24 protein-coding genes and 2 pseudogenes are annotated in these 26,902 nt (G+C 61.3%); 13 read left to right on the top strand and 13 right to left on the bottom strand.

Features of this window, described 5'->3' with window-relative positions; genetic code table 11:
* Positions 1-143 precede the first annotated feature (143 nt).
* Both SB822_RS22770 and SB822_RS22765 read left to right on the top strand, forming a co-directional pair.
* Positions 144-2,564 (top strand): membrane-bound PQQ-dependent dehydrogenase, glucose/quinate/shikimate family, encoded by a 2,421-nt coding sequence (locus tag SB822_RS22770; RefSeq protein WP_410855723.1) that lies wholly within the window; start codon positions 144-146, stop codon positions 2,562-2,564.
* Between the two features lie 92 nt (positions 2,565-2,656).
* Positions 2,657-3,700 (top strand): porin, encoded by a 1,044-nt coding sequence (locus tag SB822_RS22765; RefSeq protein WP_410855722.1) that lies wholly within the window; start codon positions 2,657-2,659, stop codon positions 3,698-3,700.
* A 10-nt stretch (positions 3,701-3,710) separates the two neighbouring features.
* Here the strand turns inward: SB822_RS22765 and SB822_RS22760 are convergent, their stop codons facing one another.
* Entirely contained in the window at positions 3,711-4,169 is a 459-nt protein-coding gene (locus SB822_RS22760; protein ID WP_007578571.1) for a type II 3-dehydroquinate dehydratase, read from the bottom strand.
* Positions 4,170-4,185: 16 nt separating this feature from the next.
* Positions 4,186-5,553 (bottom strand): MFS transporter, encoded by a 1,368-nt coding sequence (locus tag SB822_RS22755; protein ID WP_410855721.1) that lies wholly within the window; start codon positions 5,551-5,553, stop codon positions 4,186-4,188.
* Positions 5,554-5,765: 212 nt separating this feature from the next.
* Between SB822_RS22755 and SB822_RS22750 the strand changes: the two are divergent.
* Positions 5,766-6,558, top strand: a pseudogene (locus SB822_RS22750) (IclR family transcriptional regulator).
* 933 nt (positions 6,559-7,491) lie between these two features.
* On the opposite strand, the gene SB822_RS22745 reads toward SB822_RS22750, so the two are convergent.
* Both SB822_RS22745 and SB822_RS22740 read right to left on the bottom strand, forming a co-directional pair.
* Positions 7,492-8,322, bottom strand: a complete 831-nt coding sequence (locus SB822_RS22745; RefSeq protein WP_410855720.1) for an aldo/keto reductase — start codon at positions 8,320-8,322, stop codon at positions 7,492-7,494.
* Between the two features lie 29 nt (positions 8,323-8,351).
* Positions 8,352-9,191: an amidohydrolase family protein gene (locus SB822_RS22740; RefSeq protein WP_009771517.1), complete on the bottom strand. Its 840-nt coding sequence runs from the start codon at positions 9,189-9,191 to the stop codon at positions 8,352-8,354.
* A 153-nt stretch (positions 9,192-9,344) separates the two neighbouring features.
* On the opposite strand from SB822_RS22740, the gene SB822_RS22735 reads away from it, so the two are divergent.
* A complete protein-coding gene (locus SB822_RS22735; RefSeq protein WP_079490472.1) occupies positions 9,345-10,241 on the top strand; it encodes a LysR family transcriptional regulator in 897 nt (298 codons plus the stop codon).
* A 9-nt stretch (positions 10,242-10,250) separates the two neighbouring features.
* Here SB822_RS22735 and SB822_RS22730 read toward each other — a convergent pair whose 3' ends face one another.
* The 6 genes from SB822_RS22730 to SB822_RS22705 all read right to left on the bottom strand — a co-directional run bounded on the left by SB822_RS22730 (position 10,251) and on the right by SB822_RS22705 (position 13,739).
* Positions 10,251-10,667 (bottom strand): cupin domain-containing protein, encoded by a 417-nt coding sequence (locus SB822_RS22730; protein ID WP_007748540.1) that lies wholly within the window; start codon positions 10,665-10,667, stop codon positions 10,251-10,253.
* Between the two features lie 33 nt (positions 10,668-10,700).
* On the bottom strand, positions 10,701-11,456 hold the full coding sequence (locus SB822_RS22725; protein WP_410855719.1) for an SDR family oxidoreductase: 756 nt from the start codon (positions 11,454-11,456) through the stop codon (positions 10,701-10,703).
* A 60-nt stretch (positions 11,457-11,516) separates the two neighbouring features.
* A complete protein-coding gene (locus SB822_RS22720) occupies positions 11,517-11,765 on the bottom strand; it encodes a hypothetical protein (RefSeq protein WP_007748536.1) in 249 nt (82 codons plus the stop codon).
* Between the two features lie 399 nt (positions 11,766-12,164).
* A complete protein-coding gene (locus SB822_RS22715) occupies positions 12,165-12,623 on the bottom strand; it encodes a carboxymuconolactone decarboxylase family protein (RefSeq protein ID WP_007748525.1) in 459 nt (152 codons plus the stop codon).
* A gap of 22 nt (positions 12,624-12,645) precedes the next feature.
* Positions 12,646-13,305 carry an FMN-dependent NADH-azoreductase gene (locus tag SB822_RS22710; RefSeq protein WP_410855718.1) on the bottom strand — a complete coding sequence of 220 codons (660 nt, stop codon included), beginning with the start codon at positions 13,303-13,305 and terminating at the stop codon, positions 12,646-12,648.
* Positions 13,302-13,739, bottom strand: a complete 438-nt coding sequence (locus tag SB822_RS22705) for a GNAT family N-acetyltransferase (RefSeq protein WP_114223714.1) — start codon at positions 13,737-13,739, stop codon at positions 13,302-13,304. Before SB822_RS22705 ends, SB822_RS22710 begins: the two co-directional genes overlap by 4 nt.
* A gap of 90 nt (positions 13,740-13,829) precedes the next feature.
* On the opposite strand from SB822_RS22705, the gene SB822_RS22700 reads away from it, so the two are divergent.
* The 5 genes from SB822_RS22700 to SB822_RS22680 all read left to right on the top strand — a co-directional run bounded on the left by SB822_RS22700 (position 13,830) and on the right by SB822_RS22680 (position 18,835).
* A complete protein-coding gene (locus tag SB822_RS22700; RefSeq protein WP_410855717.1) occupies positions 13,830-15,272 on the top strand; it encodes a PLP-dependent aminotransferase family protein in 1,443 nt (480 codons plus the stop codon).
* A 320-nt stretch (positions 15,273-15,592) separates the two neighbouring features.
* Positions 15,593-16,108, top strand: a complete 516-nt coding sequence (locus SB822_RS22695; RefSeq protein WP_007748517.1) for an Ohr family peroxiredoxin — start codon at positions 15,593-15,595, stop codon at positions 16,106-16,108.
* Between the two features lie 31 nt (positions 16,109-16,139).
* Positions 16,140-16,547, top strand: a complete 408-nt coding sequence (locus SB822_RS22690) for a DUF3331 domain-containing protein (protein ID WP_410855716.1) — start codon at positions 16,140-16,142, stop codon at positions 16,545-16,547.
* A 38-nt stretch (positions 16,548-16,585) separates the two neighbouring features.
* Positions 16,586-17,575: an alpha/beta fold hydrolase gene (locus SB822_RS22685; protein WP_410855715.1), complete on the top strand. Its 990-nt coding sequence runs from the start codon at positions 16,586-16,588 to the stop codon at positions 17,573-17,575.
* A 561-nt stretch (positions 17,576-18,136) separates the two neighbouring features.
* Positions 18,137-18,835 (top strand): DedA family protein, encoded by a 699-nt coding sequence (locus SB822_RS22680; RefSeq protein ID WP_086918666.1) that lies wholly within the window; start codon positions 18,137-18,139, stop codon positions 18,833-18,835.
* On the opposite strand, the gene SB822_RS22675 is transcribed toward SB822_RS22680, so the two are convergent.
* Together SB822_RS22675 and SB822_RS22670 are read right to left on the bottom strand one after the other, a co-directional pair.
* Positions 18,793-21,540: an ATP-binding protein gene (locus SB822_RS22675; RefSeq protein WP_410855714.1), complete on the bottom strand. Its 2,748-nt coding sequence runs from the start codon at positions 21,538-21,540 to the stop codon at positions 18,793-18,795. The two genes, SB822_RS22680 and SB822_RS22675, sit on opposite strands and share 43 nt — an antisense overlap.
* A gap of 139 nt (positions 21,541-21,679) precedes the next feature.
* Positions 21,680-22,105, bottom strand: a complete 426-nt coding sequence (locus tag SB822_RS22670) for a hypothetical protein (protein WP_410855713.1) — start codon at positions 22,103-22,105, stop codon at positions 21,680-21,682.
* A 176-nt stretch (positions 22,106-22,281) separates the two neighbouring features.
* Here SB822_RS22670 and SB822_RS22665 point away from each other — a divergent pair, with 176 nt between their 5' ends.
* Together SB822_RS22665 and SB822_RS22660 are read left to right on the top strand one after the other, a co-directional pair.
* On the top strand, positions 22,282-23,304 hold the full coding sequence (locus SB822_RS22665) for a LysR family transcriptional regulator (protein WP_410855712.1): 1,023 nt from the start codon (positions 22,282-22,284) through the stop codon (positions 23,302-23,304).
* On the top strand, positions 23,301-24,155 hold the full coding sequence (locus tag SB822_RS22660; protein ID WP_009771505.1) for a DMT family transporter: 855 nt from the start codon (positions 23,301-23,303) through the stop codon (positions 24,153-24,155). Before SB822_RS22665 ends, SB822_RS22660 begins: the two co-directional genes overlap by 4 nt.
* Here the strand turns inward: SB822_RS22660 and SB822_RS22655 are convergent.
* On the bottom strand, positions 24,115-24,888 hold the full coding sequence (locus tag SB822_RS22655; RefSeq protein ID WP_158660561.1) for a TetR/AcrR family transcriptional regulator: 774 nt from the start codon (positions 24,886-24,888) through the stop codon (positions 24,115-24,117). The genes SB822_RS22660 and SB822_RS22655 overlap by 41 nt on opposite strands.
* 300 nt (positions 24,889-25,188) lie before the next feature.
* Here SB822_RS22655 and SB822_RS22650 point away from each other — a divergent pair, with 300 nt between their 5' ends.
* Together SB822_RS22650 and SB822_RS22645 are read left to right on the top strand one after the other, a co-directional pair.
* Entirely contained in the window at positions 25,189-26,655 is a 1,467-nt protein-coding gene (locus SB822_RS22650) for a PLP-dependent aminotransferase family protein (protein WP_410855711.1), read from the top strand.
* 1 nt (position 26,656) lies between these two features.
* A pseudogene (locus tag SB822_RS22645) lies at positions 26,657-26,890 on the top strand (sigma factor-like helix-turn-helix DNA-binding protein); the annotation flags it as partial.
* Positions 26,891-26,902: the final 12 nt, after the last annotated feature.

Genomic DNA, 26,902 nt, shown 5'->3' with positions numbered 1-26,902 from the left:
TGCAAGCCCCGACCGAACAACTGCCAGAGCCAACCCATCACGATGGAAGCGATCGCGCGTCGACCTCACGGTCGCTGCACGCGAACGCCTGGCCCCGTGGCACTTCGCATGCCCCAACTTTTGCGTACCCATGAAGACAAGCAATGTCCAAGCAACCTCAAACTAAGCCACTATCGACGACGGCCCGCGTCGGCCTGATGCTCGCCGGCGTGCTCGGCCTGCTGCTCGGCCTGTACTTCGCGATCGGCGGCGCGCTGCTCGTCGCGCGCGGCGGCACCTGGTATTACCTGCTGATGGGCCTCGCCGTCTGCGCGACGGGCATCCAGCTTGCGCGACGCAAATCGAGTGCGTGTGTGATCTTCGCGCTCGTGATCGTTGCGACCGTGCTGTGGGCGATCTGGGAAAGCGGATTCGACTTCTGGCCGCTGCAAGCCCGCGTCTTCATGTTCACGATGATCGGCATGCTGCTCGCGCCCGTGTATCCCGCGCTGCGCCGCTTCCAAGGCAAACAGCCCGCAAAGGGCGCCGCGTGGACGGCGGGCCTCGCGCTCCTAGCGTGCAACGCGCTCTTCGTGTACGGCATGTTCGTGCCGCACGGCACGTTCGGCAGCGAGGCCAACGCGATCAACGCCAAGGGCAATGCCGGCACCGCCGACTGGTCCGCATACGGCCACTCAGCGGGCGGCGACCGCTTTGCGGGCTCCACACAGATCGATCGCAACAACGTGAAGAACCTGCAGGTCGCGTGGACCTATCACACGGGCGACGTGCCCGTCAGCCCCGGTGGCGGCGGCGCGGAAGATCAGGAAACGCCGCTGCAGATCGGCGACACGCTGTTCCTGTGCTCGCCGCACAACACGGTGATCGCGCTCGACGCTGCGAACGGCCGCGAGAAATGGCGCCATGAATTCCCGACCAAGACGACTGTCTGGGTGCGCTGCCGCGGCCTCGCGTATTTCGACGCGACGAAACCCGCGCAGCAGCCGAGCGTCGCGGGTTCGACGCCCGTCACGCCCGTTGCGCTGCCGGACAATCACGCCGCCTGCCGTCGCCGCATCTACATGAACACGATCGACGCGCAACTCGTCGCGCTCGATGCCGACACGGGCAAGCTGTGCGAGGACTTCGGCAATCACGGGGTGATCGATCTCAAGGCCGGCCTCGGCCACGCGGCGAGCCCGCTGTACGAACTGACGTCGCCGCCGACCGTTGCAGGCACGACCATCGTGGTCGGCGGACGTGTCGCGGATAACGTGTCGCTCGACATGCCCGGCGGCGTAGTGCGCGGCTTCGACTTGATCACGGGCGCGATGAAGTGGGCGTTCGATCCGGGCAACCCGCAGGACAAACAGGCGCCCGCGCCCGGCAAGACCTTCGTGCGTTCGACGCCGAACGTGTGGGCGCCGATGTCGTACGACGCCACGTCGAACACGGTGTACATGCCTGTCGGCAGCGCGGCGATCGACCTGTGGGGCGTGAAGCGCACCAAGCTCGACGAATCCTACGGCGCCTCGATTCTCGCGCTCGACGCGACGACGGGCGCCGAGAAGTGGCACTTCCAGACCGTTCATCACGATCTGTGGGACTACGACGTCCCCATGCAGCCGACCCTCGTCGATTTCCCCGTCGACGGCAAGACGGTGCCGGCGCTTATCGTCGGCACGAAGATGGGCCAGTTGTTCGTGCTCGATCGTCTGACGGGCAAGCCGCTGACGAAGGTGATCGAACAGCCGGTCAAGTCCGCGACGATTCCGGGCGAGCCGTATGCGAAGACCCAGCCGTTGTCGGTCGGCATGCCGCAGATCGGCGCCGATGTACTGAAGGGCGCCGACATGTGGGGCATGACGCCCGTCGACCAGATGATGTGCCGCATCATCTTCCACGGCATGCGCTACGACGGCCTGTTCACCGCGCCGGACACGGACACGTCGCTGAGCTTCCCCGGCTCGCTCGGCGGGATGAACTGGGGCGGGCTGTCGTACGACCCGAACGCGGGCATGATCTACGTGAACGACATGCGCCTCGGGCTGTGGGTTCATCTCGTCAAGCAAGAGCGCAAGGGCGGCACGTCGAACGGCAACGAAGCGGTGAACGCGGGCATGGGCGCGGTGCCGCTCGGCGGCACGCCGTACTCAGTGACGAAAGACCGCTTCTTCTCGCCGCTCGGCATTCCGTGCCAGAAACCGCCGTTCGGCAGCCTGACAGCAATCGATCTGAAAACGCGCAGCATCGCGTGGCAAGTGCCGCTCGGCACCGTGCGCAACACGCGCCTGTGGGGCGTGCAGATGCATATGCCCACGCCGATTGGCATGCCGACGATCGGCGGCTCGCTCAGCACGGGCGGTGGCCTCGTGTTCTTCGCGGCGACGCAAGACTACTACCTGCGCGCGTTCGATAGCTCGACGGGCAAGGAAGTCTGGAAGGCGCGGCTCCCCGTGGGCAGCCAGGGCACGCCGATGAGCTACGTGCTCAACGGCAAGCAGTACATCGTGATCTCGGCGGGCGGCGCGCGCCAGTCGCCGGATCGCGGCGACTACGTGATCGCCTACGCGCTGCCGCAATAAGGCGTGCGGAGCGAGCCTGATGCGCGCGCATTCGCTGTGCGCATCGGGCGGTCGTCATCGTGCCAGTTGCGCACAGACTCACCTCTTCCCTCATGAAACGTTCATTACTTGCGTCGCCTGCTGTGCGACGCACGTCCATTGCATTCGCCGTGTTCGCCGCGCACGTCGCAAGCGCTCACGCGCAGGCGTCCGTCACGCTCTACGGCGCGCTCGATACCAGCATCGAAATCACCAACCCGGGCGCGGGCTACGTCGCGCGCATGGATTCCGGCGCATATCGCGGCTCGCGCGTGGGGCTGCGCGGGGCGGAAGATATCGGCAACGGCGTCCAGATTTTGTTCGACCTGGAGAATGGATTTAGCTCAGGTAACGGCTCACTCGCTATCGCGAATACGATCTTCAATCGCCAGGCGTGGATCGGCGCGGCGACGCCGTATGGCACCGTGCGCGTCGGCCGCCAGTATTCGCCGATCTACATCCCGTTCAAGGGACAACTCGACGCGTTCGGCGCAGGCACGATCGCCTCGGGCCTGAACAATCTGTCGAAAATCACGCCGTACGCGAGCAACGCGATCACGTATCTGTCACCCGAATTCCACGGCTTCTCGACGACATTCATGGCGATGGTGCGTGACCCCGCCGACGGCGACGGCAACGGTCTCGCCGGGCATATCGAAACCTTCGCGTGGCGCAACGGCCCGTTACGGGTTTCCTATGCGCACCAACAGACGCATGGCGACGGCGCGCTGCGGGCAAACCTTGGCGGCATGTCGTACGCGTATGGGGCGCTGACGGGTTTCGTCTCGTTCTTCAACGGCGATGGCGGCACGCCGCGTTATCACAACGACGGCGTATCGGTGTCGGCACGCTACGCGGTCAATGCACGCTTTCGTGCGTCACTCGGCTACGCGTATCTGCGCGACCGCTCGGGCGGCGACAATAACGCCGACCAGTTCAGCGCTGCCTGCGAATACGACTTGTCGAAACGCGTGCTGCTCTATGCGAGCGCGGGCTGGTTGAGAAATCGCGGACAGGGCGAATTCACGCTCAAGGGCGTGAACGTCACAGGCCTCGCACCGTCATGGCCTGGTGCGACGGTGCGAGGCGTGCAGTTGGGGATGATCGACCGCTTCTAGGCTGGCTGTTTCATCGCGCTGTAGCTGCCTGCTGAGAAAGGCCACTCGCGACAGCACGCATCGCGAGCAGATAGCCCTCCGGGCCCAGACCGCAGATCACGCCGCGCGCCGCCAGCGAAATCAACGAATGCCGGTATTGCTCGTCACGCTGATGAATATTCGTGATGTGCACTTCGATCACCGGCTGACGGATCAGCTTGACGGCATCCAGCACGGGAATCGACGCGAACGAAAAACCGGCGGGATTGATGACGACGGCCGCGTCCGCTTCGAACGCTTCCTGCAGCCAGTCGACCATCACGCCTTCGTGATTGGTCTGGCGAAACTCGCAGCGCACGCCGAGCTCCTCCGCGAGCGCTTCCGTTCTTTCCTTGATCTGAGCGAGCGTCGTCGTGCCGTACAGATGCGGCTCGCGTTTGCCGAGCATGTTGAGGTTCGAACCGTTCAACACATAAACCGTTGGTTTCATCTTGCTTGCCTGCGTTTCAATGGGAATGGGATTGCATCGAGCCGTGCGTGGAAGCACCCAGCACTTCCGCTTTGGAATCGGCCCGGTTCATATCGATGCCGAGTGTTTCGGGTGCAGTCAGAATCGCGACGAGCGAGATCACGTTGAACGCCACGCACACGGCAACCACGCCCCACGGCGAGCCGTTGCACACCGCGAACAGCCACACGGCGAGCACGGGCATCGGGCCGCCGGCGACGAGATTGGCGCCCGTGTACGCGAGCGCTGAGCCCGAATAGCGCACGTTGGTCGGAAAGGCTTCTGCGAAGGCGACCGGTTGAATGCCGCTTTGGAATTGCGTGAAGCCGAGAAAGAAGCCCATCGCAAGCAGCATCGGCAGGAAGCTCTTCGTGTCGAGAATCTGGAAATAGAAGAAGAGCATTGCCAGCGTCATGCACGATCCGAGCGCGAGCGCCTTGCGTCGTCCGATGCGATCGCTCAGCATGCCGCCCGCAAGCGCGCCGGCGATCGCGCAGACATTCGCGCCCATCAGCAGCAGAAAGCCGGTTTGCTTCGGCACGCCGAGTGTCTTCGTCACATAGCTCAGCGAGAACACCACGATCAGATAGAAGATCGCCGCCGGGCCGCAGAAGAACAACATCCAGCGCAACACCGTGCGCCAGTGCAGACGCAGCGCATCGCGCAACGGACTGCCCACTTCCACGACTTCCGTCTTGCGCAGCGCTTCGAACGCGGGCGTCTCGCTGACCCGCAGACGGATATACACGCCGACGATCACGAGAATGAAGCTCATCACGAACGGAATGCGCCAGCCGTAGCTATCGAATGCATCGGTGGACATCGCCGTCGACAGCCCGAGCAACACGCCATTCGCCATGATCTGACTGAGCGGCGAACATAGCCCGAGCAGGCCCGAGTATTTGCCGCGCCGGTCGGAGCTCGCATGCTCGATCGCCATCAGTTGCGCGCCCGTCGATTCGCCGCCCAGCGCAAAGCCCTGCAAGATGCGCAGCAACACGAGCAGCAACGGCGCCCACACGCCGATGCTCGCGTAGGTCGGCAGCAGGCCCATCAGCATCGACGATAGGCCCATCACCGACACCGTCGCGAGCATCAGATTGCGGCGGCCGAGCTTGTCGCCCAGATGCCCGCAGATGATGGCGCCCAGCGGCCGCGCCGCGAGGCCGACGCCGAACGTTGCCAGCGACGCCAGCAACGCAGAGGTCGAATCCATCGCGGGAAAGAACAGCTTGGGCAGCACGGTCGCGGCCAGCGCGCCGTATAACGTGAAGTCGAACCATTCGAGCGCGGTGCCGACGGCGGCCGCCGTGACGGCACGGGTGCGCATCGCCTGTTGCGCGGGTAGATGCGATGGGTTGTTCATGGTGTCTCCTCTCTCCAAACCTTTGTCGTTTCGTCGGCATATGCCGCGTTGCTCTTTTCTTCGCTCGCGCCGTTGCTGCCGTTGTAGTTACGCATGGCGTCGCGAGTTGTTGCACAGATTAACAGCGCGGCTGGGACGCCATTCCAGGGTGGAATTTCATCCCGCATCGTGCAATCATCGCGAGAAATTCATGCAAACAGGAGACGCGTACGATGCCCGGCGTGACCGAACGGACCATGGCCGTCCTTGAATTTCTGGCTACGCAAATGGAGGGAACGCCACTCGCGCTGATCTCGGACCAGTTGGAGATTCCACGCAGCGCCTGCCACCGGCTGCCACCGGCTGCTGGTCGATCTGAAGCAATGCGGGTATGTGCGGCAGCTTCGCGAGCACGGCGACTACGTGCTGACGACGAAAATGGTCGGATTGGGACTCAGCTACCTGGCGACTTCGGGCATCGTCGACATTGCGCAGACCATGCTGGACCGGCTGGCGGAGGGATCGGGCGAACTGGTGCGGCTCGCCATCGTCGACGGCGACAGGCTGACGTGGGTGGCGAAATCGCAAGGCGCGCTGAAGGGTCTGCGCTATGACCCGGATATGGGCATGGATACGATCCTGTCGTGCAGCGCGACAGGTCACGCGTGGATGATGACGATGACGGACGAGCGCGCGCTCGAACTCGTCACGCGGCAGGGCTTCGGCTCGCCGAAGCAATATGGGCCGAAGGCGCCCACTACGATCGGCGCATTGCTGAAATTCGTGCATGCCGCACGCGACCGCGGCTATGCGACGATCAACGAAGTCTTCGCGCCGGGCATGACGGCGATGGCGGCGCCCGTGCAGCGGCGGGGCTATCCGGCTATCGGGGTGATCAGCATTGCCGGGCCGCTCGTGCGGCTCACGGAAAAGCGCATGGAAACGCTTGGGCCGACGCTGGTTGCTGCAGCCAGCGAATTGGCCGCGGCGAGCCTCGCGTCGCCGCTATTTGCACGCGTGCGATAGCAAGGCGGCCTGCGCGGCGCGGGCGGTTTGGGGTTTTGCCTTTGTGCTCGCGGCTGCGAGGTGGTGGTTTTTGCTGCGCAAGCGGTTTGGGTTTGGTTTTGGTTTGCTGGTGCTTTGCGCTGGCATCCGCGATGCGATGTTTGCTGCGCGGGCCTTTGTGTTGTGCGTTTGCCTTTGCGCCGGCATCCGCGATTTGCCTTCGTGCTTCAAGCGTCGCCCCTGTGCGGGGCGGCACCTACTTTTCTTTGCCGCCGCAAAGAAAAGTAGGCAAAAGAAAGCGGCTAACACCGCCAACATTTCTTCTTGCCTGAGGGCCCCCAAAGGGTCTTACGCTTCACACGGCAACATCCTTGTTTGCGTGTGTTGCCAACGCTATAAATGAGCGCCTCACCCGCTTCAAATACCCGTGCACGGGCTAGCGGCAGCGAATGGTTTGCGCCGCCCAGGTGGCAAACTGTGTGTAGGTTGTCGCGGAATATAGCTTGGCGCTCTTACATGGTGGAACGCGTGCGCTATCGGTCCGAAGTGAGGTGTGTGAGGCGCTACGGCCTACACACAGTTTGCCACCTGGGCGGCCGTGGAATATCTGGCACGGCGTGTTGCGACGCGGACGCGTGAAGCGGGTGAGGCGTCAATTCAGAGCGTTGGCAACGAACATGGGTCACGTGATTGCCGTGTGAAGCGTAAGACCCTTTGGGGGCCCTCAGGCAAATACAAGAACTGGCGGTGTGAGCCGCTTTCTTTTGCCTACTTTTCTTTGCGGCGGCAAAGAAAAGTAGGTGCCGCCCTGCACAGGGGCGACGCTTGAAGCACGAAGGCAACACGCGGATGCCAGCAAAAACACAAGCAAACCAAACCGTCCGCGCCACGAAGGCAATACGCGGATGCCAGCGCAAAGGCAAACCAAAACCAAACCGCTTGCGCAGCAAAAAATCACACCACCTCATCCCACTGCGGCGCAAACGCAGGACTCACGAGCCGCTCACCCTTCGGCAACGCAGCAATGACCGCGCGGTCTTCATCGTCAAGTCGCACATCAAGCGACGCCAAGTTCGACGCCTGATTCGCCGCCCCGCCCGCCTTCGGCACAGCAGCAACATTCGCCTGCTCGAGCAGCCACCCCAACGCGATCTGCGTCGGCAGCACGCAATGCTTGCGCGCAATATCAACGATCGCAGGAATCTCCGACACACGATTGCGCGCAAGCGGACTATACGCCGTCAGCGCCATCTCATGCTGCCGCGCGAAATCCAGCAGCTTCGACTGCCCGAGCGTCACGTGATACTCGACCTGTATCGCCGCGAGCGGCGCACCGATCGTCTCGACCGCCTCACGCAACAGCGGCAACGGGAAGTTAGCGACACCGATCGCCCGCGCAAGCCCGCGCTCCTTCAGCGCGACGAGGGCATCGATCGAGCGGCGCAGGTCCATGTCCTGCGTGGGCCAGTGAATCAGAAACAGATCCACGTACTCGCTGCGCAGATCACGCAACGAACGCTCGCATGACACGCGCAGCGCCTGCGGTTCGAGCTGATCCCACCAGACCTTGCTGGTCACGTGGATCTGCTCGCGCGGCACCGGCGACGCAGCGAGCGCGGCGCCGACGGCATCCTCGTTCTGATAGCCCGCTGCCGTGTCGATATGCCGATAACCGAGTTCGAGAGCCTGAACGACGGCGCGCGTGCAGTCTTCGCCGACCATCGGCCAGGTGCCGAGGCCGAGCTTCGGCATGTCGAGGCCGTGCCGGTTGACGATGTGTTCCAAGCGTTGTTTCTCCTTCATTGATATGGGTGTCAAGATCGTTGAGCGTCGAAACCGAACAGGCGTCGCGGCGTTTCCCACTGAATCTGATGCCGGGTTTCCGCGTCGGGAACGATCTGCTCGAACAGTGTCAGCAGCGGCCCATAGTCGAGCCGCTCCGGCGCGCGCAGGAACGGCCAGTCGGAACCCCACACGCAGCGTTGCGGGCCAAAGGCGCCAAGCAGCGCGTGCGCGTAGGGCCATGCGTCCTCATACGGATACGCGTCGCGCGAGTACTTTTGCCAGCCGGACAGCTTGACGCTCGCGCGCGCGGAATCCGCGAGCCGCAGCAGCGCCTGAAAGCCTGGTTGAGCGACGCCCGCTTCGATGTCGGGCCGACCACCGTGGTCAATCAGGAGTTGCGCTTCCTGCTGCGCGAGCCACGGCGCGAGCGCGACCAGTTGATCGCCGCACACCTGAATCTGCGCAAACATCCCGAGATCGGCCAGCAGTGCAAACAGCGCACCTGCATCGCGTACGAGTTCGACGCCTTCCATCGCCGGATTGAATGCGACGCCAACCACGCCCGCGCGACGCAGCGCGACAAGCTCGCCTCGGCCGATATCGTTATCGACCACTGCGATACCGCGGAAGCGTTCTTCGTAAGTCTCCAATGCGTCGAGCAGGCAACGGTTATCGGTCCGGTAGCCGCTCGTCGGGCCGACCAGCAGCGCATGCCGCACGCCGTATGCGTCCATCACGTGAACGAATTGCGCGGCCGTGCCGATCTCCTGCTGTGCAGGCCGATACGCGGTGTCGTCCCGGTACGGAAAACGAACGGGATCGAAGATATGGCAGTGGCAGTCGATCTTGTCTTCGTCGAATACGCTCATCTCAGGTTCCCCATGCAGGCCGTCATGTTTGCTGCGCGCAGCAGCGCAAAACGCGGCACGGCAATACTAGTGGGTTGCCGTGCCGCTGTCGTATGCCGTGTTTAGGCTACCCTATAACCTTTGGTTAATCCCTGCACGGGACATGGAAGAACGATGCGTTTCAAGCTGCGACAGATGGAAGTGTTCCGCGCGGTGATGCTGACGGGTTCGATCAACGCGGCCGCGAAGATGCTGTATGTCTCGCAGCCCGCCGTCAGCAAACTGGTCGCGCACACCGAGACGACGCTAGGACTTCGGCTCTTCGAGCGCGCAAAGGGCCGGCTCATTCCGACGGCCGAAGCGCAGGCGCTGTATCGCGAGGTCGAGCAGGTCTATCAATCGGCGCTGCGTGTCGATGAGTTCGCGCGGGCGCTCGCGCTTGGCCCGGCCAGCCTGCTGCGCGTCGCGTGCAGTCCTTCGCTTGCGCCCGGCGTGGTCGCGCCCGCCATCGTCGAGCTGAAGCGGCAGTTGCCAGGGCTCAGCGTCGACTGGCATACCACGCTGATGGCCGACTTGCCGCTCGAAGTGCTGAGTAAAACCGTCGACGTCGCGATCACGTCGCTGCCAATCGAGCATGAGCATCTGGAAGCCGTGCCGTTCATGCGCGGTCGAATGGTGTGCGCGTTACCGCCGGGCCACCCGCTCGCCGCCCGCGAACGGATCGCGCTCGCGGACCTGGAGCAAGAGCCGATGATTCTTTTCCGGCGCGACATCCCGTTCGGCACGATCATCGTGCGCGCATGCCAGCAGGCCAATGTCGAACTGACATCCGTGGTCGACGTCACGCGCGCCGATCAGGCGCTCGCACTCGTGCGCGGCGGACTGGGACTGGCGATCGTCGACGAGTTCGCGGCGGGCGATGTCGACTGCATCGTGCGTCCGCTCGTCGAGGATCTTGAGATGGTATCGACGTTCGTCTATTCGAAGTTCTCCCCGCCGTCGCGCAGCGCGACCGTGCTGATGCAGGCCGTCTGCCGGCGCGCCGACGAACTCGGCAGACGAACCCGTTGAGCCTTGAGCTCAATTCCCGAATGGCGTCGTCAGTTCCGTCTCGTTCGTATCCACCACGAAGACGGCGAGTAGCTTCGCCGGCTTCGTCTTGCTCGCATTCGCACTGACGCCGTGACGGTCGCCGGGCAGTTCGGAAAAGTTCTGCCCGGCCTTGTAGACCGTCACGGGTCCGTCATTGACCTGACTGCGGATCGCACCCTCGAGCACGGTCGCATAGATGAACGCGGACTTCGCGTGCGTATGACCGGCCGAATAGCCGCCCGGACCATACTCGACCAGCACGCCCTTGATGCTCTTGCCTGGAACGTTCGGCAGTTCGTGCTGATAGACGAGCGTCACCTTGGCGCTCTTTTCTTTTGGCGTCTGCGCAAGCACGCTGCCGAATGGCAAGCTCGCGATGAGCAGCGAACAAAGGATACGTTTCATGTCACACCTGTTGTTAGTTTGGAGGATGTGCAATCAGGCTTTGCTCTGCGAGCGGCGAAACCATTCGTCGAAACCGATCTTGCCAAGGCGCGCTTCGCCGAGCGGCACGAGCGAAAGATCTCCGACCAGGCCGCCGAAGTAACGGGCCTCCGGGTCCCGCACGACTTCGCGCGGATCGCCGACCGCTTTCAGATAGCGGGCGATGATTTCGTCGAACGGCGCGCGCTCCGGTCCGGCAATATCGATGATGCCGTTGCGCGGCGCGGCAAGAGCAACATCGGCGACGATTGCGGCGACGTCATCGGCCGCGATGGGCTGGAACATGCCTGGCGAGAGCCGGACTGCATTGTCTTGCACGCCTGAATCGGCGATGCCGCCAAGGAATTCGAAGAACTGGGTCGAGCGGACGATCGTGTAGGGAACGCCGGAAGACTCGACCAGCTTCTCCTGCGCGACCTTCGCGCGAAAGTAGCCGTTCTCGGGCGTGCGATCGGTTCCGACGATGGACAGCGCGACATGGTGCCGGACGCCCGCCTCCGCCTCGGCCGTGCGAAGGTTGCGGGCGGAGGTTTCGAAAAATTCCAGCACCGCCTTGTCTTCGAACGAGGGCGAATTGGACAGGTCGATGACCACCTGCGCGCCTGTCAGGCACGCTTTGAGCCCTTCGCCCGTGATGGTGTTGACGCCGCTTCTGGGCGAAGCGGCGACGACATCGTGATCAGCCTGACGCAGGATAGCGGCCGTCTTCGAGCCGATCAGGCCCGTGCCGCCGATGATAACGATCTTCATGAGTCACTCTCCATCGTCGATCGTTGTAGAACGTTCAACCGTTCGAACGCAGCCGCTGGTTCAGTGGCCCGAATTCGGGTTGCACCGGGCCAGATGGCCGCAGCTGGCGGGCGGTGCCCATGCTGAGTGAGCTGGATTGCCCATCGCCATGGTGGTTCCGGATACGCCGCCGTACTCGGTGGTGCTGGACGTGGACGTGGTTGCAGCCGGTTGCGCATTTTTTTGAGCCGGCGTGCCCTGAGCATGCGCCACGCTCGTCAGAGAGAGCGCAACGGCGCACGCTGCCGAAAGGATGATTCGTGTGTTCATGATTTGACTCCTTCAATACGACAGCAGGTTTTGGAACCTGCCGCTGCGTTGGCTTCGCAAAAGCCGGCGCAGCGACAAGCTGTGCTCGACAGGCACTGCTCGCGAGTCCCCTCGCGGCCGGAACGAGCCGTTGCACGGCTGCGCGCCTGGCCTGCTGCCTGGTTTATGGAAAACGGGACGCGGCAAACACCGCGGGTGGCGTTCGAGGTGGCAGATGCACCTGAAGAATCGTCAGGGGGCCGGTAAGCCCCGCGCGCGTAAAGAAAACGCACCATAAAAACATAGACGTTCTTCAGCAAAATAGAAAATCAATTTGTAAGGCGGCGTACTGCGTTTGAATGCATGTCACGCTCGCCGCTTCGCATCGCTATGCCTCGCCATGCCTTGATTCTCGCCCTGTCAGTCGATCGGGTTTGCATCGACAGGCTGATGCATGCCAATAGCCATACGATTCCACGCGTTGATGACGGCCACAGCCCACGTCAATTCGACGATTTCCCCGTCGTTAAAGTGCTCGCGCAATGCCTGATATTCGACTTCACGGTCCGCATGGCCATCAGGAAGGCATGTCAAGGATTCGGCCCACGCCAGCGCGGACTGCTCTTTGGCGGTAAAGAAGTGGGTCTCGCGCCACGCCGACAGCACGTTCAGACGCTGCCACGATTCGCCGCCCTTGCGCAGTTCGCGCGCATGCATGTCGAGACAGTAGGCACAGCCGTTGATTTGCGACACGCGCGTCTGCACGAGTTCGATCAGCTTGCTGCCAAGCGACGACTCGGCCAGCGACTGGCTGACGGCATACAGCGACTTGAATTGGACGGGTGCGAGCGTGGTCCACGCGAGACGAGGTGCATTCATGAAGAGCTCCGGAAAGTAATGGTTAAGCAATGGAAGACGTGTTGGATTCGGATGACGCGTGGCGCTGCGGGTTGTCGCGCAGCCACTGCTCGGCCTTTGCCTCGACGAGCGCAAGCGGCTCGTCCGTCGATACGAGGCCAGCCGCATGCATGAACGTGACGTCCTTGAGTCCGATCACGCCCAGCACGGCGGACAGATACGGTCGAAAGAAGTCCGGCTGATAGGCAGGCTCGCGGAACATCGCGCCGCCGGCGGTCACGGCAACGAAGGTCGGACGGTCGCGCAACAAGCCGACCTTGCCGTTCGGGCCCGCGGCAAACGTCACGTCGATACGCACCACGTGATCGATCCAGTTCTTGAGCACGGCAGGCACCGTGAAGTTGTGCACGGGCGTCGAGATCCAGAGCATGTCCGCCTGATCCAGTTCACGAATCAGTTCGTCCGATACAGCGAGTGCCTCGCCGAACCGCTCTTTCGCAACGTCACCGGGCAGCACGAGCGATTCCGCGTGCGCTTCCGTGATGGGCGGCAGCGGCTGCGCGCCAAGATCGCGCCGCGTGATCTGAATGTCCCGCCCCAGACGCTCGGCCATGGCAGGCAGCAAATGACGGGTGAAGTGCCGGCTCGTCGAGTTGTCGCGCCGGGGGCTGCAATCAAGCAGCAACACCTTGAGGCTGTTCATGCCAGCTCCATGCTGAAGTGAAGGCCGCGGGCAAGCAGGCCGCAGCGGAAATAGAAGCGTTGCGCAAGCGCGTTGGCGAGCGCCGTATCGAGCACGAGACGCTGGCAGTCTTCCGCGCGGCCCAGCGTGCCCAGTTCGGCGAGCAGGCGTTCGCCATGACCATGCCCGCGTCCCGCCTCGTCCGTGATCAGATCGTCGACGTAGATGAAGCGGCCGTGAATCAGGTTGTCGATGCGGCGGTAGCCGGCCAGCGCGACGGCTTTGCCGTTTTCCCAAACGCCTAGCAGGCGATAACCCTGGGCGCGTTGCAGCGCGACGCGAGCGAGGAAGTCCTCGGGCGAATTCAATTGGGGACGCAGTTGGTGCATGACGTCGAAACAGGCCATCACATCGGCATCTGTTTCGGCATGTCGGAGGGTCAGTGTGTCAGTCATGATGCCGATCGAGAGGGGTTGGTGTAGGCTTCAGTGTCGTCGTTCGATGACCTAGCCAACAGGGCCATTTTTCCTGCTTCAGACCAGGCCATGACACAGCCAACGGCCCGGGCGAAACCCGGCGCTCCACCCATCCATGAGCAGATCTATGCGCGGTTTCGCGCGATGATCGAACAGGGACAACTCAACCCCGGCCAGAAGGTGTCGTCCTTGCGGGCGTTGGCGACTGAACTGGGCGTGGCTCGCGGCACCGTGCAGGTCGCCTACGACCGCCTGCTCGGAGAGGGCTACCTCGTTGCCCGTGGTCCGGCAGGGACATTCGTTTCGGAACACACGGCCCCGGCGCAACCCGCTCGCGCGAAGCAAGCGGCTGCCGTCGCCCCCCCGCTGCCGGCAGAGGGCGCACCCGACAACATCATCGAAGTGGATGGCGGCAGTCCCGCACCGTTTCAGATGGGGCTGCCCGCGCTCGACGAATTCCCGAGGAAGCTCTGGGCGGGACTGATGGCGCGGCAGATTCGCAAGGCGGGATCGCTCACCAAACCCGCACCCGCCGGCTATACGCCATTGCGCGAGGCGCTGGCGGCCTATCTGCACCGCTCGCGCGGCATCGACGCGGATGCGGGCCAGGTCTTCATCGTGCCCGCCTATACCGCGAGCCTCGCGTTGACCGTCGACGCACTCGGCCTTGCACGCGAAAGCGCCTGGGTCGAGCATCCGGGCTATCCGCCCACCGCGCAAACGCTGAAACGGCTCGGCCTGCCGGTCTGCGATGTATCCGTGGATCAACACGGCATCGACGTCGCCTTTGGACGCGCGCATTTCCCGAACGCGCGGCTTGCCGTCGTCACGCCGTCGCATCAGAGTCCGACGGGCGTCGCGTTGCCGTTACAGCGTCGCGTCGAACTTCTCGATTGGGCGGGCGAGCGTGACGCGTGGATCGTCGAGGATGACTACGACGGCGAGTACCGGTATCGCGGGCATCCATTGCCCGCGCTGAAAAGCATGGACTCGGGCGGCCGGGTGATCTATTGCGGCACGCTGAGCAAGGTGTTGTTTCCGGGGCTGCGGCTTTCATATGTGGTCGTCGCGCAAAGCCTCGTTCCGCAGTTCGAACTGGCGTGCAGGCGTACCGCGCATGGTGGTTGCCCCGAACTGCTGCAAGCGGCTGTCGCCGAGTTCATCAGCGAAGGCCACTTCTCCCGGCATATCAAGCGAATGCGAACGCTCTACGCCCGACGGCGCGCGCTGCTGGCCGAAGCGCTCGCGCCTTACGCTGCCGAAGGTTTCGTCGTTCATTTGCAGGACGGCGGCATGCATCTTCTCGTCGACGTACGCGACGATCTCGACGATGTCGTGCTGGCCAGTCGCGCCCGCAACGCGGGTTTCGCCGTGCATGCACTCACGACATGGCGCAACGGCGCGCCCGGACGGCGCGGCCTGTTGATGGGATTCACGAACGTTCGCGATCGCGACGAAGCTGAACGGCTGGTTGCGGAACTGATTCGCTCGTTCGAATTGCAGGCGGGTTAGCGGCGTAGTTCTCCTTGTTGAGGCATTTCTCCGACATGCCCGATTCACTCTAAATAGTTCGCTTTCCGAATTACCTAAGTAATCAATTTTTTCACGAAGCGACACTCTGTACGGGTGAATGCCCGAGTTAGCGGGTTCAACTCATCACGGCCCCAAATTCGAGACCGTCTGGATTGATGTTCCGGATGCAACACCATGCTCCCCTCCGCGAGTCTTCTGCGCGCCGTTGCTTCCCCCTACGATTCACCCTGCGCAGAAAGAACACGCGTCGAATCGCGCTCCGATGCAACGAAAAAAGCCGCCACTACTCACCGAAACGAATGACAACGCTACGCCCACCGCCATTGACGCTACTCGACAAGTACTCCGGACATGAGCCTCAGATCCTGTATTCGACCACGGTCACCGTCACGGGCGGCGGCGCGAGTCATGGACGCGCGTCGGGTATCGCGCGCTCGGACGACGGGCAACTCGCCGTCGAACTACGCATGCCCAAAGCGCTCGGCGGACCCGGTGGAGGAACCAATCCGGAGCAGCTGTTCGCCGCGGGGTATGCAGCCTGTTTTCACGGCGCACTCAGTCTGTTGGCGGCCCGCTCTGCGGTTCGCATTCACGACGCGTCAGTCGATGTCACCGTCGACTTCGGCCGGGACCCGATCGATGGTCTGTTCGTGCTGAGCGCGCATACGCGCGTCCATTTGCCGGGCGTCGATCGCGCCGTCGCCGAAGAGCTGGTTCGCAAAACCGAGCGGTTTTGCCCGTACACGAAGATGGCAAGGCAAGGCATCGTGAATGTCGTCGCGCTCGTCGTGGCTGGCGAGACGAGCGAGTCGTGACGCAGTTCGCCACATCGTAGAGAGGTTGGAAATGAACAGAATCGATCCATGGTTCCAGATTGTCAGCGGGTTGCACGGTCGCGGCCGGTTCGCCGCGCAGCAAAATCCCGCGTCCGCAGGGCGCGCGCCGCGCGAACGCTGCAGTCCGATGATCACCGCGATGGCCAATGCTTCGTCGATCCGCCGCATCGAGTGGCAGACCACCTGCACGATTCTGGTTACGTGGAGCGATTCGACGCTGGGCAGGTTCGAAGATCAGACATGGCGCGCAGGCTTTGCGCGCACTTCAGGCATTTGCGGTCTGACGGGTGTCCCCGTCCGTCGCGGCGACCCGGTGTTCCGGCCGTTACAGCGAGCCGGCGTGCTGCCGAGAAACGCGTTCGACATGATTCGGGCTGACACGCTAGGGGCACCGACGAGCTATAGGTCGAATGGGTAGTGCATTTAGAGCAAGGCATTAAAACAAGGGCAATGACTATGTCGAAAAACAGTAACCAGAAGCAGAATCCCGCGCGCAGAAACATTCTGATCGGCAGTGCCGCAGCCGCTGGCGGCATCGCGGCATCGCTGATTCCGGGCACGCTGCAGGCAGCGCAGCCGGGTGCGTCGTCGGGCGCGTCGAAGCCTCACGGTCAACATTCGGCGAGCTACATCACAACGAAAGACGGCACGCAGCTGTACTACAAGGATTGGGGCGCCGGCCGCCCCGTCGTGTTCTGTCATGGCTGGCCGCTCAGCTCCGATAGCTGGGAGTCGCAAATGATGTTCGTGGCGTCGCACGGTTATCGCGCCGTCGCGCACGATCGTCGCGGACATGGCCGTTCGAGCCAGCCCTGGAACGGCAACGACATGGACACCTATGCGGACGACCTCGCCACCGTGTTCGAGACGCTCGGTCTGCAGGATGCCATTCTGGTGGGCTTTTCTACGGGCGGCGGAGAAGTGGCACGCTATCTCGGCCGGCATGGCACGAAGCGTGTGTCCAAAGTCGTGCTCGTTTCCGCTGTGCCGCCGTTGATGCTGAAAACGCCTGCGAATCCTGGTGGATTGCCAATCGACGTATTCGATGGTCTGCGCGCAGCCCAACTGGCGAACCGCTCGCAGTTCTACAAGGACGTGCCGGCGGGTCCGTTCTACGGCTTCAATCGTCCGGGCGCCAAGCCGTCGCAGGGTCTGATCGATTCGTGGTGGATGCAGGGCATGCAAGGCGGCCACAAGAATACCTACGATTCGATCGCCGCGTTTGCGCAAACGGACTTTACCGAAGACCTGAAGAAGATCGACGTTCCCACGCTGATCGTCCATGGCGACGACGACCAGATCGTACCCATCGATGCAGCAGGGCGTGCGTCCGCGAAGCTGATCCGGAACTCGAAGCTGATTGTCTATCCTGGCGCGCCGCACGGTTTGACGGACACGCACAGGGACAAATTCAACGGGGATCTTCTGGCGTTCATCCAGAGCTAAACCCGGCCGAAAGGCGACCAGTAAGGGCAAGCACTGCCGTGCTTGCCCTTTTTATCTGCAGTCACACTTCGTGCCTGATGGCAGAGGCGAACGACCCTCGATTGTTGTCCTCCCGGCAACATGGAAACCGCCGTTGCCGGTCTTCTGCAAGGCGGCGGATATCCCTACGATAGAGACCAGTTTCTAGCCCGCTCGAACGCTTAAGCCGCTATCGAACCAGAACAAAAGAAATGAACACGATTGCTATCGCTAGCAAGGATGCAGTTGAAGACATGACGCGTGACAAACGCACACTCACACGGCAGATGTTCCGCCCGCCAGAGCACGTGTCCGTCGAACCCGAGGCAAATCACGGCAAATCGAACGCACGGCCCGACGTCATTGCAGGCTTCGCGTGGACGAAAAACTGCTCGTTATGCCCTGTCGCGTTGGGCAATTTCATGCGGACATCGAACGCGTATCTTCTTTCATCCGCGTCCGAGGAATGACACAGATCGAGTGCACGCCGCAGCTTCTCGCCTCTGTCGTTGGGCACGGCAAGGTCGATTACAGGAGAGCAAGATGTTGTCACATGAACTGCTTTCGCGGTATGGCGCGTTGGTCGTCTTCTTCAATGTACTCGCGTCGTCGCTCGGCCTGCCCTTTCCGTCCATCACGACGTTGATGACGATTGCGGCGAGCATCGCGCTCGCCCAGCACGACCTTTCGCATACCCTGCTGCACTTTGGCGCGCTGCTCGGCGCCGCCGTCGCCGGCGGCATCATTGGTGACCTGGCCTGGTTTCTTGTCGGCCGACGCTATGGAAAACGCACTTTCCGACGGGTGATCGAACTGTCGCCGTCGACGCAAGGCAGTATCACGACGGTCGAGCGATACTTTGCTCGCTGGGGTGCGCGCGTGCTAGTCATCACCCGCTTCGTGCCGGGTTTGTCGCTCGTTGCCGTGCCTCTTTGCGGGGCCATGGCGATAAGAACACGCTCGTTTCTGCTTCACGATTGCATCAGCATTAGCATATGGGCTTGCGTGGGTCTTCTCCTCGGCGCGCAGCTTGCGACACATATCGACGTGCTATTCAGCAGGGTTCTCGACTTTGGATGGCAAGTTGCGTTCGTTGCCTTCACGCCAGCACTCTTCGTCTCATGCCGGTGGTTCGCGCGCCGGCTCCCTTCAGTGGCCAGCAAGCAAGTGCGTCGAAACGAACGCCGCTTATCGTCAGCTCACACATCATATGAACCGCATTGCCTGATTTGCGACTCGTAGACGGTCGCACCTTGCTTCCTCGCCAAAAGAAACGCACGGCGCAAGCAAGCAGTGCTTGCGTCGTGATCTTCTTCAAGACAAAGAGCATGAGCCTTGGTCATGAGCAGCCGCGGAAGGTACAACTCGTCGCCGTTCAGCTCGATTGCCTTGATCGCTTCCTCGCAGACCAGAATCGCGCGCGTGGTATCGGTGCTTGCGCATAGCGCCATTGCCAGCGAATTCCTGAACATCGACGCCGACATCGTGTACTGGCACTTCGTCATACCATCGAGGCAGCTCTCCAGCAGCGAAATACTTTCCTCTATTCGGCCCTCGGCATACGAGAGCTGACCACGAAGCCCTAGCACCACGTAACGGAATGGCGTGAATCCATTCACCTTGACGATGGTATCGAGTTCATCCGTTATTTCGTTCAGTCTCGACCAGTTCGCTGCCCACGCGAAAACTTCTCCGGCCCATAGCAGCGTCACACACTGAGTGGCCGGATGGGACAGCAAGCGTGCGCTTTCAATGGCGTCATTGGCGACGCGCTCTGCCTCCGAAGCCTGACCCGTCAGCCAAAGATTTCTCGCGTTTCCGCTCAATGCACGCAGGTAGGGATTGATGCCGAATTCCGCCGGCTGCATTGCATCCACCCCGTTCATCTTGGCCGACAGAATCACAGGCTCCCAGAGACCGGACGACGACGCGATCTCCCCCTTCATATGCAACGCGACGCCAAGCATCGAATGAACCGTCGAAGCGTCGCGTCCACACGCAATGATCCATTGCGCGGCTTCGCTCGCGAACATATAGGCGCCCTCGAAATTGCTGGTTCGATAGAGGTGCATGATGAGTCCGCACAGCAGTCTGTCATGTCGAACCGAGTCGCCTAGCGACAATGCAATGGAAAGAGCGCGCTCGTACGTCCGCCCAACCTCTTTGCTTTCGCTGCCCGTGAACAGCAATGCATTGCCATAGGCCGCAATGAGATCGAGTTCCGTCAGGCTCCCTCGTTCGCCGTCGTCCAGTTTCGACAATGCGATTTCGGTCCATTTTCTGGTCTCGCTGAGCATCGACTTTCGCAGCAGCAGTTTCGCGTATGAATCGACCAGCCTGCAACCTTGAACGACGTCCTGCTCACGTACGAGCGTCCACTCCAGCACCGCGCGCAGATTGCCCAGATCGGCGAGCCAGTTGTCCCCTTCATGTTCCGTCAAGCCGTCGGCGGGCCACGCCGCCGCATAATATGACGCATGGCGCGCGCAGAGCTGATCCAGCTCGCCTGCCTCTTCCAGTTTCACACGTGCATATGAGCGGGTCGTATCGAGCAGAAAGTAGCGAACTGCGCTCTCGTCTGGCCTCACATCCAGAAGCGACTTGTTCGACAGTTGGTTGATGGTTCTCAGCACATCAGCGCGATCGATGTCCTCCGCGCCGATCACGGCCACAGCCGCATCGAGCGCGAAGCAGCCGACAAAAACCGCCAGCCTTCGCAGACATACCTGCTCCAGCCCGGTCAGCAGCCCGTAGCTCCAGTCGAGCGTCGCGCCGAGCGTCTGATGCCTCGACACGGCTGTGCGACGTCCATGCCACATGAGCCGGCTCTTCTTGTCCACCAGTTCCAGAATCCCGACAAGACCGAAAGTCGGCATTTGTCGCGCGGCGAGTTCAATCGCCAATGGAATGCCATCGAGCGCCCGGCAGAGCCGGCCCACCGACTGCGCGTTATCGTCGGTCAGTTCGAAACGGCAGCCGGCCTGCACGACGCGCTCGACGAACAATCGGATTGCCGAATAGCGCTGCGCATCGTGTGCTTTGAGCAGCTCGCCCGGCGGCGGCGCGTCGAGCGGCGGAAGGCGGAACACGAATTCACCATCGACATTCACGATTTCCCGCGACGTCACGAGAATATAAATGCCGCTCGCGTTTCGATAGAGAACTTCCGCGGCCTGAGCGACACCGTCTATCAGATGCTCGCAACAGTCGAGAAAGACGAGCATTCGGGTATGGCCAATCGACGCACATACTTCGCTGATGGACGCGGCTGCTTCCTGCCCTTCACGCAAGGCGGCCACCAGCGTCGACGAAACCAGCTCCGAATCCTGAATCACTGAGAGATCGACGGAGACGATCTTGCCGTCGAAACAGTCGCTCAACCTGTCGATCACCGCATTCGCGACTGTCGTCTTACCCATTCCGCCCGCGCCGACAATACTGACGAACCTGTGTTCCTCGAGTTGCTGGGCGATATGCTCTATTTCGCGTTCCCGGCCAACTATGGCGGCGCCCGAATGCACGAACCGCAATTGACCGCGGGCCGCCGGCCGCGTGGTCTTGAGTTCGACGCCGGACTGAATCCCGTCACACGGCGTCACGGTCGCGACAAACGTATAACCCCTTCCGGGCACATTCATCACATATGTGACACCCGGATCGCCATCGGCAAACGCTTTACGCAGTGCGACGAGATGAAAGCGAAGGCTCCCTTCTTCGACGACCGTATCGCGCCATACTTCTGCGAGAAGATCGCGCGCGCTGATGACGCTTCCGGCACGACGCACGAGCGCAATCAGAATGTCGAGCGCGCGACTACCCAGCTTGACCTGCTTGCCATGACAAACAAGCAATCGTTTATCCGGAAACAGGAAAAACGGCCCGAACGAAAAGTTCGTCGTAACTGAATGCGATGCCGTCGTTCCAAATTTCGATAAGCTGGCAAACAAGTATCGTCTCGCTCGAAGTCGTGGTTTCCACCGATTCTATCTGAGCGATACGCTAAACCGAATCTTTCAAATCACTAAACACGAGAAACTGAAACTTTGACATTCAGGCACTCGTAACGGGACTGATTCGGTACGCGCGCTATATTGCTTTGAGGGTACGACACCGCACGTCGGGGAATGTATCGACCTGACGGTTGAGCAGCATGAAGAGCCGCGCAATTTGTCCGTTGAATAGTGAAAAATGAAGATTGACGATGAGTGGATTTGGCAATCCTCTTGAATCGAATGTACCTGTTACGGCGCCAACCACCGTCGTCACCCGATAGTGCTGAGACATCTGCAGAACTTCGATTCTCAGGTTATCGGCAATGACTTCTCTGGCGATCCAGGCTTCGATTGCGGGGCGTCCCCAAAAATCACGAAGCTGATCATTGACGAGCGCATCGTCTCTGAAGAGCGCCGCCATAGCACCGGCATCGGCGTTATTGAGCGCCAGCAGAAATGAAGCGATCACTCGCGCGTCTTGTTGTGCGGTCTTCCTTATTCGGTTTGCCCGATCACGCATCCCGTTTTCCTTAGGGGATCAACGAGCGCAAATGTTCGTCGATCCTGCCGCTTTTTGTTTGCTATTTGTTGTTAGCGGCTGTTAGCGCTTGCGATAAGTCCATAGTGTTTTGCCTATAACGCTGCTTAATCAACTATAAACCAGCGTCGAATCGACTTCGCGAGGAAAACGTCTTCATGGAATCGACCATGCGCAATCACTCAGGCTTCCCGTCGGAAGAGGTTATGGACACGCTGTCAGCAGGATTCACGACAAGCTACGCCGCCGTCATGACCTTCATCGCCGTTGCGAAGGAAGAAAGTTTCGCCAAGGCAGGAGATCGTCTCGGCATTGGACGATCATCCGTTAGCCGGAACATACAGAAGCTGGAACAGCAGCTCGGAACCAAGCTCTTTTCACGTACCACTCGCAGCGTCGGACTGACGGCTGAAGGGGAGATCTTTTACGAATCGTGCAAGCCGGGTATCGACGGCATCCTGAACGCGATCGAGCGAATGCGCGATCTGCGCGGCGGGCCGCCGCGTGGACTATTGCGGATCAGTTCGACCGTAGGATTCGGAAGAAAAGTCGTCGCGCCGCTGTTGAGCCGGTTTCGGGGCTTGTACCCTGAGGTCTCGATCGACCTGATGCTGTGCGATAGCCCAGCCAACTTTACGAGCGACGGTATCGACATCGCATTCAGGAATGGCCGGGTGGACGACAGCCAGATCATTGCCCGCCGCATCATTCCCATGCACATGCTTCTCTGCGCTTCTCCGGAGTACGTACTGGAGAACGGATTGCCGATGAAAATCGAGGATCTGCCACGGCATCGTGCGATCAATTTCCGTTTCTCGTCCGGCAGAATCTACGAATGGGAATTCAAGGTGGCAGGCGAACTGATCAAACACGCCCCATCCGCCCATCTGACCTTCAACGACGCGGATCTCGTACTCAATGCAGTCCTCGATGGTCAGGGCATCGCGCAAGTGGCCGGCTACCAGGCCTGCGATCACATTGCGAGGGGCAGACTGATTTCCTGCATGGATCAATATGCACCGGACGATCGAAGCCATTTTCTGTGCTATCTCAGCAAACAGCACATGCCGTCTCGCATGCGGCTCTTTATCGACTTCATGCTCGAGCAGATAAGAATGCTCAACCTTCAGTGCGCGGTGGACGACACTGCGACGAGCACGTCGCACAGGAGCGCACAATGAGACCTTATATCGCCGCGTTCACTGCGATCATTCTCTGGTCGGCATTTGCAACGCTGAGCATGCCACTGCGACATCTTCCTCCGTTGCTGATCACGGGGCTCGCACTGCTAGCCGGAAGTCTCGTCACGCTCCGGCATATCAGCGCATGGAGAGTCAGATGGTCCACGTTCATCTTCGGGTCCGGTTGCCTTTTCCTCTATCACTTTTGTTTGCTGAAATCTTTCACGTATGGGTCGGTTCCCGTTGCCAACCTGATCAACTACACGTGGCCTTTCCTGCTCGTCCTCATGTCGAGTGTCTGCAACGGACGCAAGAGAGGATGCTTTGCCGAACTGACTTGCTGCGCAATCGGCTTCATCGGTTGTGCGGTGCTCGTGCTGCAACCCATGACGAATGGCACGTTCGAAGCGCGCAATTCGATCGGATATGGTTTCGCCGCTGCGGCCGCTGTAGTCTGGGCGGGCTATACGTTCCTCACACCAAGGTTCGAAGCGCATAGTGCGTGGGCTGTCGGCGGGTTCTGCGCTGCAAGCGGCCTTGCTGCGCTTGCCGTGCACGCCCTGGCCGGTCCGTCTGTCGAACTGTCCGCTCGCGATGTTGCGTGGATCGCGGCAATCGGCGTGGGACCGCTGGGGATAGCGTTTGTCGCATGGAATCACGCCTCCAGATTCTGCGATCCGGGGCTTCTCGGTTCGATATCGTATCTGTGCCCGCCGCTCTCTCTGGTGATACTGCGGATCGCCGATCCGACAGCCGTGATCGACTGGATGACTTTGGGCATTTCGATGCTGATGAGCGTATGCGGGATATTCATGTCACAACATTGGCGACGTGGGGCATTGAGTAGTTAGCCGATCTATCGTGGCCGTCAATCGTTTCCACGATAGGGACCCTCGAAAGTTGCTCCCTCACGACGGCCATCAATGCTTCGTCCATGCCACCTTCGAAGAGTGCGTGGAGCATTCCGATCAGAATGGAAGCCAGTGCGTGGCTGATCGTTTCCTGCCGTGCCGCGCGTATCTCATCGATGCTTGAGATCATGTCGAGCGTTGCCTGATGCAGGCGTGCAGAACCCTCATAGAGCAACGCAGCCTTCCCGATCTGTGCCCAGACGGCATGAATCGCGTGAACTTCACGCGTGCGTACGGCATTCGCGGCAAGGAAGGCATTCGCCAGTGCGTCAATCATTGCTTCAGGATGTCCCCCGTGCGTATCGCGACATGCGATCTCCAGAAAATACACGACATGATCGACGTGACGACGCACCATCGCGCCCATCAGTTCGTCCTTATTCGCGAAGTACTGGTAAATCGTCCCCACTGCAAAGCCGGATCGCTTTGCGACTCGGGTCGTCGTCAGCGCTCGCGGTCCGTCCGCCGTGACGATCTGCACGGCGGCCTCGAGCACGGCTTCGATTGTGTTTGCAGCGCGTGACTGGCGCGGCAATTTGCGAGGCCGCGGAGCGACGATGCCACTAAAGTCCGCATCGTTTGGGGCCTGGCGTCGAGCGTTCATCATCCCATCAGTGTGTAAAGCGGTGGAGCGATTCGCCGGTCGCGATTGTTCTAACCGGAACCGGCCCATTGATGTCGCGACAGTACGATGAAAGTGCATACATGTAATGTGCCAGTTTGCGATTCGCAAACTGGTCCACTTTCTCTATCACGTTCTCCGATGTCACAAAGTCCGCGCATGAAACGTCTTGGCTATGAGGGAATGGATTTCCTATTTGCGTATTGCCGCACTTATTAGCGTCAATAACACGCAATCTCACTACTGCCACACGCTCCAGCTATAGACTCTGCAAATGTTATGAACGATCGGTGTGACGCCCTGGCGGGTACGAATAGACGCGAAAGGTCGACCATCGTTTGGTCCCTGCCTTTGGGCACACCCGATCCCAAAGAAGGCTTGCAGCGTTGGCTCTACGAAGCGTTGAGGCTGGCGATCGTCAGTGGCCGCCTGCCCGGCGACAGCGTGCTGCCGGGCACCCGTACATTGGCGCAGCAATACAACCTCGCGAGAGGCACGGTTGCGGCCGCGTACGAGCAATTGTTGTCCGAGGGCTATCTGGTAACGCGTACGGGAAGCGGCACACGGGTCAGCGCGGTATTGCCGGACCAACGGCATCCTGCCAAACCGATACCTGCATCATCAACTGCTGCAAATGCAGGCTTTGCGCGCGAATCGCACGCGCCCTGGATTAAACGGCTCAAGGAAAACGATCCACCATTTCCGCTCTCAGGCGCGAACGCGTTGCCGCAGCCTTTCTTCCCGCACCGCGGCGATATACGCCTCTTTCCCATCGATCTGTGGCGACAGTTGCATGTGCGGCAATTGCGGCCCTCGCGTCTGCTCACACTCAATGACACGAGTCCTGCCGGATTGCCGGCGCTGCGAGCGGCGATAGCCGACCACCTCGCCATTGCGCGTGGCGTGCGAGTGCCACTGGAACAGATCGTCGTCATCGGTAGCGTGCAACACGCATTGGACCTTTGCATGCGGTTGCTGACGGGGCCGGGCGACACCGTGTGGATGGAAGACCCCGGCTACGTGGGCGCGCGTCAGATCATGCACGCGAGCGGCGCGCACGTGGTCGATGTTCCCGTCGATCAAGACGGTCTGCGCGTGCACGACGGCATACGCGACGCGCCTTCGGCCGCACTCGTCTATGTGACGCCGACGCGTCATGCGCCGCTCGGCGTGCCATTGTCGAACGAACGGCGTGCCGCGCTGCTCCGCTGGGCCGCCGCGAACGGCACGATCATTTTCGAAGATGACTACGACAGCGAGTATTGCTTTCGCTCGCATCCGCTGCCGGCGTTGCGGAGTCTTCCCGGTGCCGATCAGCACGTCGTATTGGCGGGAACATTCAGCAAGCTGATGTTTCCGTCGCTACGGCTCGCCTATGCGGTACTGCCGCCGCGTCTGGTCGAACCTTTCGTTCGCGCGGCGTCCCTCACAGTCCGGAGCGCGAGCGGTTTGACGCAAGCCGTTCTTGCGGACTTTCTTGGCGAAGGCCATTTCGACCGGCACGTGCGCCGCACGCGGAAAATCTATGCGCGCCGCGCCCATGTGTTCGAGCGCGCGGCACAGAAGCACTGGCAAGATCTGATCGAAGTTCAGCCGGCCATTGCCGGCCTCGACGTCGTTGGCCGGCTGCTTTCGGTCGACGAGCATACAGCCGTGCAAAAGCTGAGAGCAGCGGGCATCGACGCGGCGCCGTTGGGCAGATACACGCAGCGCCATCGCCATCAACCTGGCCTCGTGATGGGTTTCGCGCCTTTCAACGAGGAAGAGATCGACCGGGCGGCACAACAGGTGGCCGCTGTCTTGCGCGCGGCGGCATGACATGAGCGACCCGCCCGCGATGCCAGACGGAATGAGCGAACGCGCCGACGACGTATCAGTCGCATTCCTGATGCTGCTCGAACGCCTGTCGCCCGAAGCACGCGCGGCATTCCTGCTGCACGAGATCTTTGGCGCGGACTATCGAGAGGTCGCAGCGGTAATCGGCAAGTCGGAAGCCGAATGCCGGCGACTGGTCATTCATGCCAGAGCACAGCTGCGTGATGAGCGGCTGCGTTAAGCTCGAATC

This window comes from Paraburkholderia sp. SIMBA_054 (assembly GCF_046534875.1).
Taxonomy (GTDB): domain Bacteria; phylum Pseudomonadota; class Gammaproteobacteria; order Burkholderiales; family Burkholderiaceae; genus Paraburkholderia; species Paraburkholderia hospita.
Note: the sequence above shows the minus strand (reverse complement) of the source record. Positions and strands in the feature narration are given on the sequence as shown.